Below are 14,644 nucleotides of genomic sequence, written 5' to 3'. Positions count from 1 at the left end.
TTTCTGCAGGACCTGACGTTGATCACTGAACTTCCACCGCTCACGAATTCAGCATCTGACGTACCTGAAACAGCAGGCCGTTCACCGGATCCAGTTTCGGCAGAATGGAGCCCAGATTCCTGTCGACGACGTCCGGAAGAATGACCGTTTCCGGCATCGAAGCGATGCCCAGATGAATGGCGGCCGGGTAACGCGTCAGGGCCGACTGCAGCGGCGCCAGCATTGTGTCGGACCAGGGGTCGAGATCATGCACGACCAGGTGAATCGGCCCCGTCAGCGAAGTCGCGATTCCGGCCGTGTCGGCTTCAGCCGAAGGCATCTGCACCGACGCGCGCAGTCCGAATTCGTTCAGAAGCTGCCGTTGAGTCTCCGCGAGGACTCGATCGTGGCTGATAACCACGGCGTTCAATGTCGCACCGGCGGCAGCAGACGCCGGGGAATCCGGAAACCTGCTGCGATGGAAGAACACTTCGTCGCGCGCCGCGGTGACGGGAAGAGCTGGATCGCGTCGGCGGCAGGCGTCGATTTCCGCAACCAGAGCTGCTCGCGCCAGTCGTGCCGGCACCCGAACGGCCTCCGGCCAGATGTGATGATTGCGACCGTCCGATTCACACCACGGACCGTAGCAACAAAGAACCCGGGAACTCAGCGTGCGTCCGATCAAAGCGTCCACTTCGAACGCGGAAAATTCATCCGACCACGACTGCAACACGACCACGATATCGACGTCGGCTGTCGAGTGTTGAATGTGGCTGAGAAACGACGTCAGCGTTGGAAATTCGGACGGGTCAACCGTCCCGGTTCGGTTTCCGAGCAGTTCCGTAACAGGCCGGAACACCGACGGTGTCGCATTCCCGATGACGGCCACGCGCACCTTCGACGATATCGAATGTTCTGCAGCGGGTGTCACTGAACGGCTTTCTTCCGGGGTCGCCGGGATTCCGGACAACGGTTGAACGAAACCGTCGCGTGCATGGAGTTTGTCGAAGTGCTTTCGTAGCATATCGGCTGAGATGCGATCGAACAGCCCGGGCCCGACGCTGCAGCGAATGCCCGCGGTAGGTCTTACTAAGGGCGAGCCGAATGAATGGTCTGGAACTGGAGCAGAATCGAGGCTACTGCGCCGTCAGATTCGAGCCGAACCTGCGAGACATGTCCTGGGGCGAGGTCGAAAAGACCACCGGCGACGTTGTCAATCGCCTGAAGGAAATCAAGGCGTCGCGACTGCTGATCGATCTTTCACGGATGGAAATGATCCACAGCGGTCTGGTCGCCGCGCTGGTTCGCATCTGGAAGGCCATCGATGCCCGGGACAGCAAGGTGGTTGTCGTCAGCGCGAACGAAGTTGTGACGGAGGTCATCCGTTCGGCCGGCCTGCTGAAGCTGTTCAGCGTTTTTTCCACACGGGAGGACGCAGCCTATGAGCTGGGCGTTTCTCCGGTGGCGCAGATGGAACAGCGCGAACACCGAGTCGTCGCGTGGGCGGCTCTGCCATCCGCGCTGCTGGCCGTCACGGCTCTGGGGCCACTGTTTCTGCACAGCGATGTCACCGTTCAATGGAACGCAGAATTGATTGGTGCCATGCTGGCCGGCTTCGCCTGTGTCACCGGGATCCTGTCTTTGGTGACAGATCGTGCCTGGCGCCGGTGGCTGGGACTGCTCGCGATGATCATTGGCATCGGCGTGCTGACGACGCTTTGGTTCCGGAGATTTCCTTTGAACCCCGTGGCCCCCGAAGCCGACACTGAAGCAACGGAAAGTGATACGAAGCCGGCCGACCCAACGAACGCAGCGCCACCTGCGTCGTCAGGAGCACCCGAAGCGTCCGCTCCGCGCGACGAGCCGTCATCGCCTCCGACACCTCCGACGACGTCCGAAGACGGGGCATCGTCGTCCACGTCGCCCGTGGTTCCGGCGACTTCCGCACCGCCGCCGTCGAAGTCCTCAGCGCCGCCGAACGCTTCGGCGCCGCCGGTGTCATCGGGCGCGCCGTCGTCGGCTCCGTTGCCTTCCACGCCTCCCACTGCGGAAAGTTCGGCTCCGGTACCTGCGCCGTCGGTCGCCGCTCCGCCGCCACCCGCGCCCGTTGGTGACCCGGCTCCGTGACCGGCGCGAACCTGCCTGGCTTTTTGGGCTGGACCTCGCCGGTCTCACGGCGCAGCGACCGCCGCCACGGACCTTCGAACTGTGTTCCGACGATCCACGCTTCACTCAACAAGTCTGTTGGAAACAAGCACATGAGCACTGCCTACAAAGTTCCCGTTGACAACTCTGCGCTGGCGGCGGAAATCCAGGAACTGCTGGACGTCGTCGAAGCCGGTAACGTGGCCGACATGGTTCTGCAGCGAGCGTTCACACACGGCGCCACTGACGTCCATCTGGATCCGACCGCTTCCGGAATGCGGATTCGATTCCGCGTGGACGGTGTGCTGCGAGACATCATTCCGATTCCCAAGGCAAAGGCGTCGACGTTTGTGTCGCGCATCAAAGTTCTGGCCGGGATGGACATCACGGACAAGCGACTGCCTCAGGATGGTCATGTCACTTCGCAGCGACTGGACGGCGTTCCTCGCGACATTCGAGTCGGCAGCAGTCCGACGATTTACGGCGAACGGCTTGTGCTGCGAATGATGCCCGATCCGGGGCAACTCACGTCGCTGCAGTCGCTGGGGCTGCTTGACGATCAGCTTCGCAACGTGATGCATTTACTTGAAGCGCCGTATGGCCTGCTGCTGATTGTCGGACCTGTGGGAGCCGGCAAGACGACAACGCTTTATAGTCTGCTGAAGGAACTGAATCAGCCGGATCGCAGCGTCGTCACGATCGAAGATCCCGTGGAACGCCGGATTCCGGGAGCCAACCAGATTCAGATTGAACCGAAGTCCGGGCTGACGTTCGTCAAGGCTCTGCGCGGCGTTCTCCGACAGGATCCGAACGTCATGTGTGTCGGGGAAATCCGTGATCCGGAAACCGCACAGATTGCCTGCCGGGCGGCAATGACGGGGGTCCTGGTGCTGTCGACGCTGCATGCAAACGACACAGCTTCGGCCGTGGAAGTGCTGCGACAGTTCGGCCTGCCTTCGATGGCCATCACGGACGCGCTGCGGGGCGTGATTTCACAGCGGCTGGTCCGTCGCATCTGCACTGACGACCGCGAAGTGCAGCCGGTGGACGACTACGTCCGCGATCTGATGCACCTGTCGCACGACGGCGAAACTCCCACGATTTATCGCGGCATTCCGACGGACAACAACTTTCATACGGGCTACGCCGGCCGAATCGCCGTCTTCGAAACGATGCCGGTGACAGGCGGCGTGCGCGACGCGATTCGTCGCGAAAAAGCAGCCTTCGAAATTCGTCAGGTCGCCTGTGACGAAGGAATGCTGACACTGGAAGATTCCGCCCGGCGACAGGTGCTGGCAGGCGTCACGTCCGTCGACGAACTGAAACGAGTGATCGTCGACACGCGAATGGGAACGGAATAGCCGCGTCGACATCAGCTCAGCGCGGCTCGAGGCCGCCAGCTACATCACGCCGACACGATGCTTCGTCGCCAGGACCGGATTGCGTCATGCGTCGGAAGAGCAGTCTGTACGGCGGGACTCCGGGCTCGCCGCGTGAATTCGACGCGATCATGGTCGCGTGGTGCCCGGTGACTGAAAGACCCTGGTCGAATCGGCTTTCGGGAAATCGTCAACCGCCCGGCCCGACGCTGCTGTCGGAATTGCGACGGCTGACCCGGGCGGGTCGATTTGAATTCGGTTCGCCAGAAACCAGAATTCACAAAATACCGCCCACGGTTACGTCCGAGCACTCCCGCCCTGAAGGAAAACCCAGATGCGAGCAACGCCCCTGATTTTCAGTTTCGTTCTTTTCGCGGCGGTCACCGCCGATTCTGTCGTTGCCGATCAGATGCCGCCCGCGGCCCCGTATGTGCTCGGCTATGCCAATCGGCTGAGCTGCGTTGCGGGTGAAGACATCGCGTTTCATCTTTCGGCGACGGGAGACTCCGTCGGAATTGTGATCAATCGCGTTGGCAAAGAACGGACACCTGTCTTCGAGAACCCGAACGTCGCCTGCGCAGCGCATCCGATTCCTGATCGAGCGTCATCGGACGGTTGCCAGTGGCCGGCCGCTCTGACTCTGACGATTCCACCGGAATGGAAGAGCGGCTACTACGAAGCCACGCTGACTCTGCAAGGACCGGACAAGCCCGTTCAAAGCACACTGTTCTTCGTCGTGAGAGCCGCGGAACCGGGAAAGAACACGTCCATCCTGCTGCAGCTTTCCACCAACACGTACAACGCCTATACAAACTGGGGCGGGCATAGTCTGTATTCCTATCACGACCGCGATGGTCTGCAGGGACACCGCGTTTCGTTCGACCGTCCGCTGAGTTCACAGTTTGGCAACTGGGAGCTGCCTTTCGTTCAATGGGCGGAAACGGCCGGCTACGAACTCGACTATGCCGTCAACAGCGACCTGGAATTTCATCCGGAAATCCTGCCGCACTACAAGCTGGTCCTCAGCGTCGGTCATGACGAATACTGGTCGTCTCCGATGCGAGACAACCTGGAACAATACATCGCCGGCGGCGGCAATGTCGCGTTCTTCAGCGGCAACACGTGTTGCTGGCAGGTGCGCAGCGAAGACAACGGCCGGGCTCTGACGTGCTGGAAACAGTGGTATAACGTGGACCCGCTTTACCGTCGCGGAGACCAGCGCCTGCTGAGCACCGCGTGGAGCCATCATCTGGTGGAACGGCCGGAAAACGAACTGACGGGCGTGGGTTTTCTGTGGGGCGGATATCATCGCAGCCACGGTCAGTTCATGGACGGTCCGGCTTCATTCATCGTGCATCGTCCGGATCACTGGATCTTTGCCGGCACCGAACTGAAGCAGGGCGACCGCTTCGGCGGAAAGGACACAATCGTCGGCTACGAATGCGATGGCTGCGAAATGAAATGGGAAAACGATCTGCCGTTTCCGACTCACAGCGACGGCACTCCCGAATCATTCACGATTCTGGGAACGTGCCCCGCGAAATGGGAAGCCGGCGACTGCTACTGGTATGACCGGTTTCCGAAAGACCGAGTCGGAGCCGCCGTGCTTGGCACATACACCAAAGGCGGCACCGTCGTGACCACCGGGACAACTGACTGGTCGCACGGACTGAAAGGAGAAGACGCCAGCGTCGTGCGAATCACTCGCAACATTCTGGACCGTCTGTCGAAGCCGTGACTGCCCGTGCGGATTCCGCGCCTCCGTCATTCGCGCGAAGGCGGGGACCCGGCAGCGTTTCACGGGCACGTCTAACATTCACCACACTGTGCACATCCCAACCGCGTCCCGGAATTTGTCGCACACAGGCAACTCACTTCCCGCATCGCAATCTGAACAACGCCAGTCATGATTGTTCCCGAGTTTTGGGCGGAAGGACGAATCCAAAAACGGTTTCCCGACCGGCAGATCACCGTTCGCAGGTTTGGCTGGTCCGACGTGAGTCAGCAGGACGCTCAACGGCACGCCGACGAACGAGTCCAGGAAGCGTTTAACAGAATCGCCAGCGGTGAACGACTTCCGCGCCGGGAGCAGAAAGTTCGCTACAACGGAGCCGAAGGGCTGCCGATTCGCGAGCAGATCGTCGAACGGCTGGGCGACTCGGTCGTGACCCGGAATTCCTACGGAGCACGTTGCCTGAACACTCCCGACGTGTTTTTCGCGGATATCGATTTTCCGGAGTCCCTTGTCGATGGCTGTGCCGCGTTTCTGATTTGCCTGGTGCCGTCCATCGTGCTGGCAGGTCTGGTCCAGGCAAAGCTGCACAGCGTCATCGCTGGTCTTGTTGCCTTCGCGTTGCTGTGCGTTGTCCTTGGATGGTTCGTGGGAGTTCTGCATCGAATGTCCGTCAGACTTCAGGGAGGCTCGGACCGTGCTGTCCGCCGCCGCATTAATGCCTTTGTCGAATCAAACAGTCACTGGCATCTTCGAATTTACCGGACACCGAACGGTTTCCGCGTCATGGCACTCCACGCGACGTTTGATCCTCGATCGGAAGAAGTTGACCGCGCTTTCAAAGCACTTCGCGTCGACCGCGCGTATGCGGTGATGTGTCAGAAGCAGAACTGCTTTCGCGCGCGACTGACCGCGAAGCCGTGGCGGATCGGCATTCAGGGGCACCTGACGCCTCGACCAGGAGTCTGGCCGATCAGCGAAGTGCGGCTGCCCGCGCGAAACGCCTGGATCGACGAATACGAAAATTCCGCCGCCAACTACGCTGCCTGTCACTTTGTCGCGGCGGTCGGAGCCGTGCATGTGGTTTCTCCTGCCGCGGATGCAGTCTGCCGTTATCACGATCGCGTTTGCCGCGCTGACGAAGAGCTGGAACTTGCCTGACGCCGGCCGTTCCGAATTGCGTCGCGTGACTCACGGCGACTCGCGGGAATTCACCGGCGCCGTTTCGTACACTCGACGAACGCTCATTGCGTGCTGCCCGCCGTCGGGCAGGCGAACGGGAAACGGAAGTCCGGTCGGATCCGCCGGAGTCGTCTTTCACGAAAGTTCCCTTCATGATTCGTCACGCTGCGCTGTTGGCCGCTGTTTTTGTCCTGATGCCCGCAACCGTTCCTGCACAGGGTCTGGACTACGTCAAATCGCATTACACCAAGCATGAGCACCTGATTCCGATGCGGGACGGCGTGCGACTGTTTACTGCCGTTTACGTTCCCAAGGACGATTCCACCACGTGGCCGATCATGCTGCGGCGAACGCCGTATGGTCTGCGGCCGTACGGCGCCGACCAGTATCCGGAAAACCTGGGACCGTCGGAGTTGTTCGGAAAAGCCGGGTACATATTTGTCGAGCAGGACGTTCGCGGACGCTGGATGTCCGAAGGCGAGTTTGTCCAGATGCGGCCTCACCGCGCCGTCAGACATGACTCACGCGAGATCGACGAAAGCACCGATACGTGGGACACCGTCGACTGGCTGGTGAAGAACATTCCCGGCAACAACGGTCGCGTGGGAATTTCGGGCATCTCGTATCCCGGTTTCTATACGGCGGCGGGGATCATCAATTCGCACCCGGCGATCAGAGCCGCGTCACCGCAGGCTCCGGTCAACGACTGGTTCGCCGGCGACGACTGGCATCACAACGGAGCCTTCTTTCTGGCCCATATGTTCAACTGGATGTCTCGCAGCGGCCGCATTCGGCCGGAACCGACGAAGGATTTTCGCCGGGCAAATTTCGACTACGGCACGCCCGACGGCTACGAATTTTTCCTGCGCATCAAATCGCTGTCGGAGATCGATGAAAAGTATCTCCGGGGAGAAGTGCCGTTCTGGAAGGAAACCATGCACCACGGAACGTACGACGAGTTCTGGAAATCTCGGAACATCCGGCCGCACCTGACGAACATCAGTCCCGCCGTGATGACCGTCGGCGGCTGGTTTGACGCGGAGAATCTGTTCGGCGCAATCGAGACGTACAAAGCGATCGAAGCCGGCAATCCGGGCATCTCCAATGTTCTTGTCATGGGACCGTGGCGGCACGGCGGATGGTCGAGAAACGAAGGGGCTTCCTTCGGCGATATCCCGTTCAATTCCAACACGGCGGAGTACTATCGCGAAAAGATCGAACTGCCCTTCTTTGAGTTTCATCTGAAAGACGTCGGCGATCTGAATCACCCCGAAGCCTGGGTCTTTGAAACCGGTACCAACCAGTGGCGGAAGTTTGACGTCTGGCCGCCGAAAACCGCGAAGCCGAAATCGCTGTATTTCCACGACCACGAAAGCGCCGACTGGCAGGCTCCGGGTGCTGATCGGGCCTACGACGAATACGTCAGCGATCCGAACAAGCCGGTTCCGTACATGAACATCACCGCCACGGGTATGACGGCCGAATACATGATCGCCGATCAGCGGTTCGCCTCAACACGGCCTGATGTGCTGGTCTATCAGACACCCGTTCTGGAAGAAGATGTGACGATTGCCGGTCCGGTGGATGTTGGCCTGTTTGTGTCCACGACCGGCACCGACAGTGACTGGGTCGTCAAACTGATCGACGTTTATCCGGACGACTATCCGGATCCGTCCGACAACCCGCGAATGGTTCGAATGGGTGGCTACCAGCAACTGGTGCGAGGCGACGTGATGCGCGGCAAGTTTCGAAACAGCCTGGAAACGCCGACTGCGTTTGAACCGGACAAACCGACGTCGGTTGCCTTCTCCATGCCCGACACGTGCCACAGTTTTCGTTCGGGGCATCGAATCATGGTCCAGATTCAAAGCACGTGGTTTCCGCTGGTCGACCGCAACCCTCAGACGTTCATGGACATCTACCACGCCACAGACGACGATTATCATCCGGCCACTCAGCGCGTGTACCGTTCTGCGGAAATGCCTTCGCACATAACGCTTTCAGTTCTTCCGTAGCCGGCAATTCGGGCGTCGCTGGCTGTCCCGAAGCATTCGCCGCGACTCGTGCCGTTTGCGTCGGGGTGAGTGACATGATGAGTCTTTCCGTCTGTCCGTAGGCACAACTTCACCACATGTTTTTTCGGAGATCTTCAGCATGAAACTTTCTGATCGTCGAGCGTTTCTGCGTGATTCCCTGTTGCTTGGGATTGGAGCATCCGTCGGTGTGTCGGTCGCGCCGATCGCTGGTCAGTTGTTTGCTCCGGTGCAGGCTCAGGACAACGCTGCCGGCTTCGAAAAGCGGCTGCGGGAATTGAACATTGAGCTTCCGCCTCCGCCGGAACCGGTTGCGGTGTACGTTCCCGCGGTCCGTTCGGGAAACATGCTGTATGCGTCCGGGCACGGTCCGAAGCGATCTGACGGTACGCTGATTCAGGGAAAGGTTGGCGGCGATCTGACGCTGGAACAGGGATACCAGGCGGCTCGGGTTGTGGGACTGAACGTGCTCAGCAGCGTGCGGAATACTCTGGGCAGTCTCGACCGCGTCGTACGGCTGGTCAAAGTGCTGGGGATGGTGAACTGTACCGCGGATTTCACGCAGCATCCGCAGGTCATCAACGGTTTCAGTGAACTGATGACAAAAGTCTTTGGCGAACAACACGGCAAGGGCGCTCGCAGTGCCGTGGGCATGGGTTCCCTGCCGAGTAACATCGCCGTCGAAATCGAAGCGATCTTCGAGGTGCAATCATGACAGAGGATCACAAAGCTGTGACCCGCCGGCACCTGCTGGCCGCCGGGGCCGGAGGAACAATGGCTGCAACATTTCCCGGTTCGACGACTGTCGCGGAAGAAAAAGATTCCCGGCTGCCGGATGTGTACGGAACGCTGGGCATTCGTCCGATCATCAATGCCGCGGGCACAATCACGACACTCGGCGGATCGCTGATGCCGCCGGAAGTCATCGCTGCCTGGACCGCCGCTTCGCGCAGCTTTGTCAGCCTGACGGAACTGCGGGACCGCGTCGGCCAGAAGATTGCCGAACTGCTGAACGTCGAAGCGGCTCTGGTGACAACCGGTGCCGCCGGAGGAATTCTGGTGGGAACCGCCGCGGCGCTGACGTATCGCGATCACAGTCTGATCGGACGCCTGCCACTGCCGCCCGATGAAAACTGGCAGGTGATCCGGCAGACGTCGCACCGCGAATGCTATGACAATCTGGTGACCGCCTGCGGCGTCCGGCTGGTCGATGTGGAATCGATCGACGACCTGCATCGCGCGATCAGCGACCGGACGGCGATGATGTTTTCGTACAACGTGCATGAGGAGTCATCGAAGATTCCTCAGACCGAATGGATCCGCGCTGCTCGCGAACACAACATCCCCACTCTGCTGGACGCGGCGGCCGATGCTCCGCCGGTGGAGGCACTGTCCAGGTTCAACCGGATGGGCTATGACATGGTTGTGTTCAGCGGCGGCAAGGCGATTCGAGGTCCGCAGGGTGCGGGGCTGCTGCTGGGCCGACGCGACCTGATCGAAGCCGCAACCCTGAACACAGCGCCGCGGTGCGGCAACATTGGTCGCGGGATGAAGGTCAGCAAGGAAGACCTGGTTGCCATGTGGGCCGCCGTTGAACGCTTCGTGCATCTTGATCACGACGCCGAGCTTCGTGAATGGGAACGCCGCATCGCCACCATCGAAGCGGCCGTCGCGAAAATCCCCAGCGTGACGACTCAGAGGATCACACCACCAATCGCCAACCGGGTGCCGCATCTGCTGATTGACTGGGACGCAGATCGCGTGCGAATCACGCCGCAGGAACTGGGGCGGAAGCTTCGCGACGGCGACCCGTCCATCGCGACGGCTCGCGTGCATGGAACGGGAGACGCCGGATTTCTGATTTCCGTGTTCATGCTGCAGCCGGGCGAAGACAACGTCGTCGCGGACCGAGTCAGGCAGATTCTGGGCGAATCGATCGTGTAGAAATCGCGGTGGCGCAACGGCCGGCTACCACCAGATCTTTTCCGGGAAGAACCGGCCGACGAGTTCGCGATAGTACGGCATTAGCGCATTCACATCCGGTGCCGTCTCGCATTTGGTGTACAGGTCATAGGGATTGAATTTCCGGACCCATTCAAACATTTCCCGGTCGCGATCATCCATCAGCCACGTGTATTCGCCCTCGCGATGAGCCGCGTAGAACGAATGAAAACGAATCATGTACTGCGCTTCCACGGGCACGTACGGCCTGACGACGTGATACAGGTATTCGTCGTGTCCCCACGACATCAGCACGTTGTCCAGTCCGCAGCCGGCTTCGTAGATTCCGCATTGAGTCTGGTATGCAGGCACCGAACTGTCCGGGTTGGCGCTGAAGAATTCCGGATACACGATCCTGGGTGAATACGCACAACCGACGGGAAACGTGTCACCGGTCACAGCCCATTGCGGTTCGTCGAACAGGCACAACACTTTGCCCATGTCGTGAATCAGTCCGGTCAGAATGAACCAGTCCGGATGCTCGTCCGCTCGAATGGCTTCCGCCGTCTGCAGCGCGTGAGCAATCTGTGGCAGTTCGATATCCGGATCGCTGTCATCAACCAGGGAATTGAGGAAGTCCATCGCTTCCCAGATTCCCATCTGTCTGGTCCTCGGCGGCAGATACCGTTTTCGCGCGGAACGGACAAAGTCGACCGTCTGATAGAGGTGGTTCTGACGATAGAACTCGCGAACACCGTCGCGGGTGTCGTCGCCGTAGTTCCGAAAACCATCCGGTTCATCGGCGACCGCTGCCGGCGATTCCGGGTAACGGCGGCGAACATCATCGTCCCATTCGCCAAGATCACGCATTGGTCCGCGGGATTTGGAATGACCTGCTTCCGTCATGACACTTTCTCCAAAGAATGCTTCACACAGCCGGCACGATGAGATTCACGTTCCGGCAAGTGCCGGGGGACGGCTATCGCCCGACGTTACCGCGGACTTCTCGATGATCGGTCTGTGCTCACACGATATCGAATGCTCCGGCGGCCCCGTGCTGAACACCACTGCCGTCGTCCGACTCTTGACGCCGCGCATTTGGAAGTCGATTGGAACCGCGCCAGATCATGAATCGTGACACGGAACCTCGTTGTCGGCAAGGACTCCGGATGCAATCTGTGTGGCTGTCTCCCGCACATCGCTCCATTCGTGCGACCACCCGTGGACACTGCGCCGGGGAAAGCGGAATCTCCGGAACCGTGACTGCGTTTTCAGCACGCACAGTTCGACGAATTCCGCGGTGAATCGGCAGTCATCTTCCGATCACGTGCGTGATTCCGACTACGCATTCGGTTGTTGCAGCCACCGCTTCAGCACCGCGAAGTCTGTTGCGATCGCTGCCAGGTGCCGCGGCACAAGTTCCGGTGGATTGTGGTCCAGGTATTCTTCGTGGAGCGAAACGGGACCGGTGAAGTTCGTTTCCCGCAGCATGTCGAAGAACTTCGGATCGACCTGGCCTTCGCCGAGCGGAACGTTTTCGACCTTCTCGTCTATCCAGCGGAAGTCTTTCACGTACACCGCTGTCACGTGAGGCCGGATCATGCGAAACGTCACCGGCCAGCTCATGCCGCCTTCCACCGATGCGTGGCGGATGTCGTAAGCAACGCCGATGTGATTCGGATCGATGCCGTCCAGCACCTGCTGAAGATCCCACAACGCGGCTCCCATGTAGCCGCGTCCGGCGTGGTTCTGATAGACGGCGCTGATTCCCAGTTCGGCATTCATCGCGGCCAGATCAGTACAGACCGACTTCCACGATTGCAGTTGCGGCAGGATCGGCTGCCGCTCGTCGTACTGAAAATACTTCATGCGATACCGCGGAATCCCCAGGTCCGAGGCCGTTTTCAGAACGGATTCCGTCAGCGGTTCGCCGGGGTCGTTGATATCTGTGGCCATCACCGTCACGGTCAGGCCGCGCTTCTTCAGCGCTTCAACAAGTTTCGGCAATTGCTCCGGAACGGCCTGCGGTTCGATATGACCGCCCTTTCGAACGGGAGCTTCGATGCCGTCAAACCCGAGTTCCGCGATGCGATCGGCGAGTTCGTCGAATGACAGGGAATTGAATGGCTTGGTGAAGACACAGACTTCATGACGGTCGGTCGACGGAAGCATTCCGTCCGCGCGTCCTGAACCTGCCAGTGCCAGAGCTGATGCGGCCAGAAACGTTCGTCGGTGCATTGCGGTGCTTTCGGTCATGTCAGAATCTCGGTCAGGACGTTTCCATGTACATCGGTCAGGCGGCGATCGATACCATCGTGGCGCACCGTCAGGCGTTTGTGATCGATGCCCAGCAGATGCAGAATCGTTGCGTGGATGTCGTAAACTTCTGTCGGATTGCTGCGATCGAGCGGTTTGTAACCCCAGTCGTCCGACGGCCCGTGGCTGACGCCGCCCCTGATGCCACCGCCGGCCAGCCAGTTCGTGAACACAAACGGATTGTGATCTCGCCCCCTGCTTCCCTGAGTCGACGGCATGCGCCCGAACTCCGTTGTCCATAGCACAATCGTGTCTTCCAGCAGCCCGCGCTGCTTCAGATCCGTCAGCAGTGCCGCCGTGCCGATCGCCATGCCCATCGACAGCGGGCCGTGATCGCGTTCGATGTCTTCGTGACTGTCCCAGTTGCGGCGCGGAAAACTGTTGTCGTTGCCCGACCAGATTTGAATGAAGCGCACTCCGCGTTCGAGCAGGCGCCGAGCGATCAGACACTTGCGGCCAAAGTATTCCGCTTCTTCCGGAATGTTGATTTCCGCCGGATACGTCGTTCCTGCGTTGTCGAGTCCGTACATCTTCAGCGTGTGATGAGACTCCTGCGACAGGTCGAACGCTTCCGGAGCACTCAACTGCATCCGCGCCGCCAGTTCGTAGCTGCGAATGCGAGCTTCCAGGCGCGAATCATCCGGGTGCCGGTCGGCGTAGCGTCGGTTCAGGCTCTGCAGGATGTCTCGCCCGGCCGCGTCGGCGCCTGCGGTGACGAAGTCCGCCTGCGGCAACAGATCGTCGACGGGATTCTTTCGCTGAGGAAAGATGGTGGTTCCCTGCGTGCTGGCCGGAAGAAACGCGGACGCCCAGTTTTTCGGTCCGTTGCTGGCATAGCCGCGATGATCGGGCAGGACAACAAACGCGGGCAGGTTCTGATTGATGGCTCCCAGAGCGTAGCTCACCCACGCTCCCATGCCGGGAAATCCAGGCCGGTCGAAGCCGGTTGCCTGCAGATACGTCGCCGTACTGTGGACTCCGGTCTTGCCCACCATGTTGTGCACGAACGCGATGTCGTCGACGTGGTCACCCAGCGGCGCGACCACATCACTGAGTGCCTTGCCGCATTCGCCGTACTGGCGAAATTGAAACGGCGATTTCATCCACGGCCGAGTCCGTCCTGAAAGGCTTCGACATGTTCGCCAAAGTCGGACGGTTCGCCATGATGCTTTTCCAGCAGCGGCTTGTGATCGAACAGATCGATATGGCTGGCGGCTCCACCCATGAACAGCTGAATGACGCGTTTGGCGCGCGGAGCGTGGTGCAGCGCCTCGAGAACACCGCCCGTGCCTGTTGCCGCTTCAGCCTGCTGCTGTTCGAACAGCATCGTTGCCGCAGCAAGTCCGGCAAAGGATTGTCCGGTTTGATTGAGGAACATTCGGCGGGAGCATGATTTCAATCCACAAACACAAATTCGCTCAGGTTAAACAGCACTCGGCACAGGTTGGCGAAACCGTGTTCGTCGACGTAGCGACTCAGAGTTTCCGCTTCGTCGGCCGTCGGCTGTCGGCCGGTGGCGTGTTCAAACGCGAACGCGACTTTTTCGGCCGTCGTGCCGGATCGCTGTTGCAGGCGTTCCGCGAAGGCTTCCGACATTGTCAGCACGAAGCGATTGTTCAGCAGCGACAAAGCCTGCAGAGAAGTCAGCGTCTCCGTGCGTTTGGGAGTGCTCTGCGACGAATCGGCACAGTCGAGCGTTGTCATGAGCGGATCGGGCTGCGATCGCACAATGAAGCGATAGATCGAACGGCGGTGTGATGCCGGGTCGGCCGGATCGAATTTGTGGTATTCGTAGTGTGGCGAATGGTCGGTCTTTTCGAGGATTCGAACAGATAGAAGCCGGGGCCGCCCATCTCCGGATTCAGGCGACCACTGACGGCAAGAATGCTGTCCCGAACCTCTTCGGCCGAAAGTCGGCGGCGGTTCATCCGCCACAG

Annotated in this window: 13 protein-coding genes; 7 read left to right on the top strand and 6 right to left on the bottom strand. The window is 60.0% G+C overall.

Going from position 1 to position 14,644, the window contains the following annotated elements; all coding sequences use genetic code 11:
- Positions 1–40 precede the first annotated feature (40 nt).
- The gene (locus R3C19_01005; protein MEZ6058920.1) at positions 41–910 is read right to left on the bottom strand and encodes a hypothetical protein; all 870 of its coding nucleotides are present in this window, start codon (positions 908–910) and stop codon (positions 41–43) included.
- Between the two features lie 173 nt (positions 911–1,083).
- Here R3C19_01005 and R3C19_01000 point away from each other — a divergent pair, with 173 nt between their 5' ends.
- The 7 genes from R3C19_01000 to R3C19_00970 all read left to right on the top strand — a co-directional run bounded on the left by R3C19_01000 (position 1,084) and on the right by R3C19_00970 (position 10,394).
- The gene (locus tag R3C19_01000) at positions 1,084–2,106 is read left to right on the top strand and encodes an STAS domain-containing protein (protein MEZ6058919.1); all 1,023 of its coding nucleotides are present in this window, start codon (positions 1,084–1,086) and stop codon (positions 2,104–2,106) included.
- Between the two features lie 131 nt (positions 2,107–2,237).
- The gene (locus tag R3C19_00995) at positions 2,238–3,485 is read left to right on the top strand and encodes a GspE/PulE family protein (GenBank protein MEZ6058918.1); all 1,248 of its coding nucleotides are present in this window, start codon (positions 2,238–2,240) and stop codon (positions 3,483–3,485) included.
- Between the two features lie 352 nt (positions 3,486–3,837).
- Positions 3,838–5,241 (top strand): DUF6605 domain-containing protein, encoded by a 1,404-nt coding sequence (locus R3C19_00990; protein ID MEZ6058917.1) that lies wholly within the window; start codon positions 3,838–3,840, stop codon positions 5,239–5,241.
- A gap of 168 nt (positions 5,242–5,409) precedes the next feature.
- A complete protein-coding gene (locus R3C19_00985) occupies positions 5,410–6,396 on the top strand; it encodes a hypothetical protein (GenBank protein MEZ6058916.1) in 987 nt (328 codons plus the stop codon).
- A 173-nt stretch (positions 6,397–6,569) separates the two neighbouring features.
- Positions 6,570–8,432 (top strand): CocE/NonD family hydrolase, encoded by a 1,863-nt coding sequence (locus tag R3C19_00980; GenBank protein MEZ6058915.1) that lies wholly within the window; start codon positions 6,570–6,572, stop codon positions 8,430–8,432.
- 139 nt (positions 8,433–8,571) lie between these two features.
- Positions 8,572–9,165 carry a RidA family protein gene (locus R3C19_00975; GenBank protein MEZ6058914.1) on the top strand — a complete coding sequence of 198 codons (594 nt, stop codon included), beginning with the start codon at positions 8,572–8,574 and terminating at the stop codon, positions 9,163–9,165.
- Positions 9,162–10,394: an aminotransferase class V-fold PLP-dependent enzyme gene (locus R3C19_00970; GenBank protein ID MEZ6058913.1), complete on the top strand. Its 1,233-nt coding sequence runs from the start codon at positions 9,162–9,164 to the stop codon at positions 10,392–10,394. Before R3C19_00975 ends, R3C19_00970 begins: the two co-directional genes overlap by 4 nt.
- Before the next feature lie 24 nt (positions 10,395–10,418).
- On the opposite strand, the gene R3C19_00965 is transcribed toward R3C19_00970, so the two are convergent.
- The 5 genes from R3C19_00965 to R3C19_00945 all read right to left on the bottom strand — a co-directional run bounded on the left by R3C19_00965 (position 10,419) and on the right by R3C19_00945 (position 14,642).
- The gene (locus tag R3C19_00965) at positions 10,419–11,297 is read right to left on the bottom strand and encodes an inositol oxygenase family protein (GenBank protein MEZ6058912.1); all 879 of its coding nucleotides are present in this window, start codon (positions 11,295–11,297) and stop codon (positions 10,419–10,421) included.
- 435 nt (positions 11,298–11,732) lie between these two features.
- A complete protein-coding gene (locus tag R3C19_00960; protein MEZ6058911.1) occupies positions 11,733–12,629 on the bottom strand; it encodes a sugar phosphate isomerase/epimerase family protein in 897 nt (298 codons plus the stop codon).
- A 14-nt stretch (positions 12,630–12,643) separates the two neighbouring features.
- Positions 12,644–13,810 (bottom strand): DUF1501 domain-containing protein, encoded by a 1,167-nt coding sequence (locus tag R3C19_00955; GenBank protein ID MEZ6058910.1) that lies wholly within the window; start codon positions 13,808–13,810, stop codon positions 12,644–12,646.
- Positions 13,807–13,932 (bottom strand): hypothetical protein, encoded by a 126-nt coding sequence (locus tag R3C19_00950; GenBank protein ID MEZ6058909.1) that lies wholly within the window; start codon positions 13,930–13,932, stop codon positions 13,807–13,809. Before R3C19_00950 ends, R3C19_00955 begins: the two co-directional genes overlap by 4 nt.
- Positions 13,933–14,102: 170 nt before the next feature.
- Positions 14,103–14,642, bottom strand: coding sequence for a DUF1553 domain-containing protein (locus tag R3C19_00945; GenBank protein ID MEZ6058908.1), 540 nt, complete (start codon positions 14,640–14,642; stop codon positions 14,103–14,105).
- Positions 14,643–14,644: the final 2 nt, after the last annotated feature.

This window comes from Planctomycetaceae bacterium, from assembly GCA_041398785.1.
GTDB lineage: Bacteria > Planctomycetota > Planctomycetia > Planctomycetales > Planctomycetaceae > JAWKUA01.
The sequence above is the reverse complement of the archived record's forward strand: the minus strand, read 5'-3'. Positions and strand labels throughout refer to the sequence as shown.

Bases quoted from the DNA above. Each gene is read 5' to 3' on its own strand.
- R3C19_01000 (MEZ6058919.1), top strand. From the start codon at position 1,084: ATGAATGGTCTGGAACTGGAGCAGAATCGAGGCTACTGCGCCGTCAGA.
- R3C19_00995 (MEZ6058918.1), top strand. From the start codon at position 2,238: ATGAGCACTGCCTACAAAGTTCCCGTTGACAACTCTGCGCTGGCGGCG.
- R3C19_00990 (MEZ6058917.1), top strand. From the start codon at position 3,838: ATGCGAGCAACGCCCCTGATTTTCAGTTTCGTTCTTTTCGCGGCGGTC.
- R3C19_00985 (MEZ6058916.1), top strand. From the start codon at position 5,410: ATGATTGTTCCCGAGTTTTGGGCGGAAGGACGAATCCAAAAACGGTTT.
- R3C19_00980 (MEZ6058915.1), top strand. From the start codon at position 6,570: ATGATTCGTCACGCTGCGCTGTTGGCCGCTGTTTTTGTCCTGATGCCC.
- R3C19_00975 (MEZ6058914.1), top strand. From the start codon at position 8,572: ATGAAACTTTCTGATCGTCGAGCGTTTCTGCGTGATTCCCTGTTGCTT.
- R3C19_00970 (MEZ6058913.1), top strand. From the start codon at position 9,162: ATGACAGAGGATCACAAAGCTGTGACCCGCCGGCACCTGCTGGCCGCC.
- R3C19_00965 (MEZ6058912.1), bottom strand. From the start codon at position 11,297: ATGACGGAAGCAGGTCATTCCAAATCCCGCGGACCAATGCGTGATCTT.
- R3C19_00960 (MEZ6058911.1), bottom strand. From the start codon at position 12,629: ATGCACCGACGAACGTTTCTGGCCGCATCAGCTCTGGCACTGGCAGGT.
- R3C19_00955 (MEZ6058910.1), bottom strand. From the start codon at position 13,810: ATGAAATCGCCGTTTCAATTTCGCCAGTACGGCGAATGCGGCAAGGCA.
- R3C19_00950 (MEZ6058909.1), bottom strand. From the start codon at position 13,932: ATGGGTGGAGCCGCCAGCCATATCGATCTGTTCGATCACAAGCCGCTG.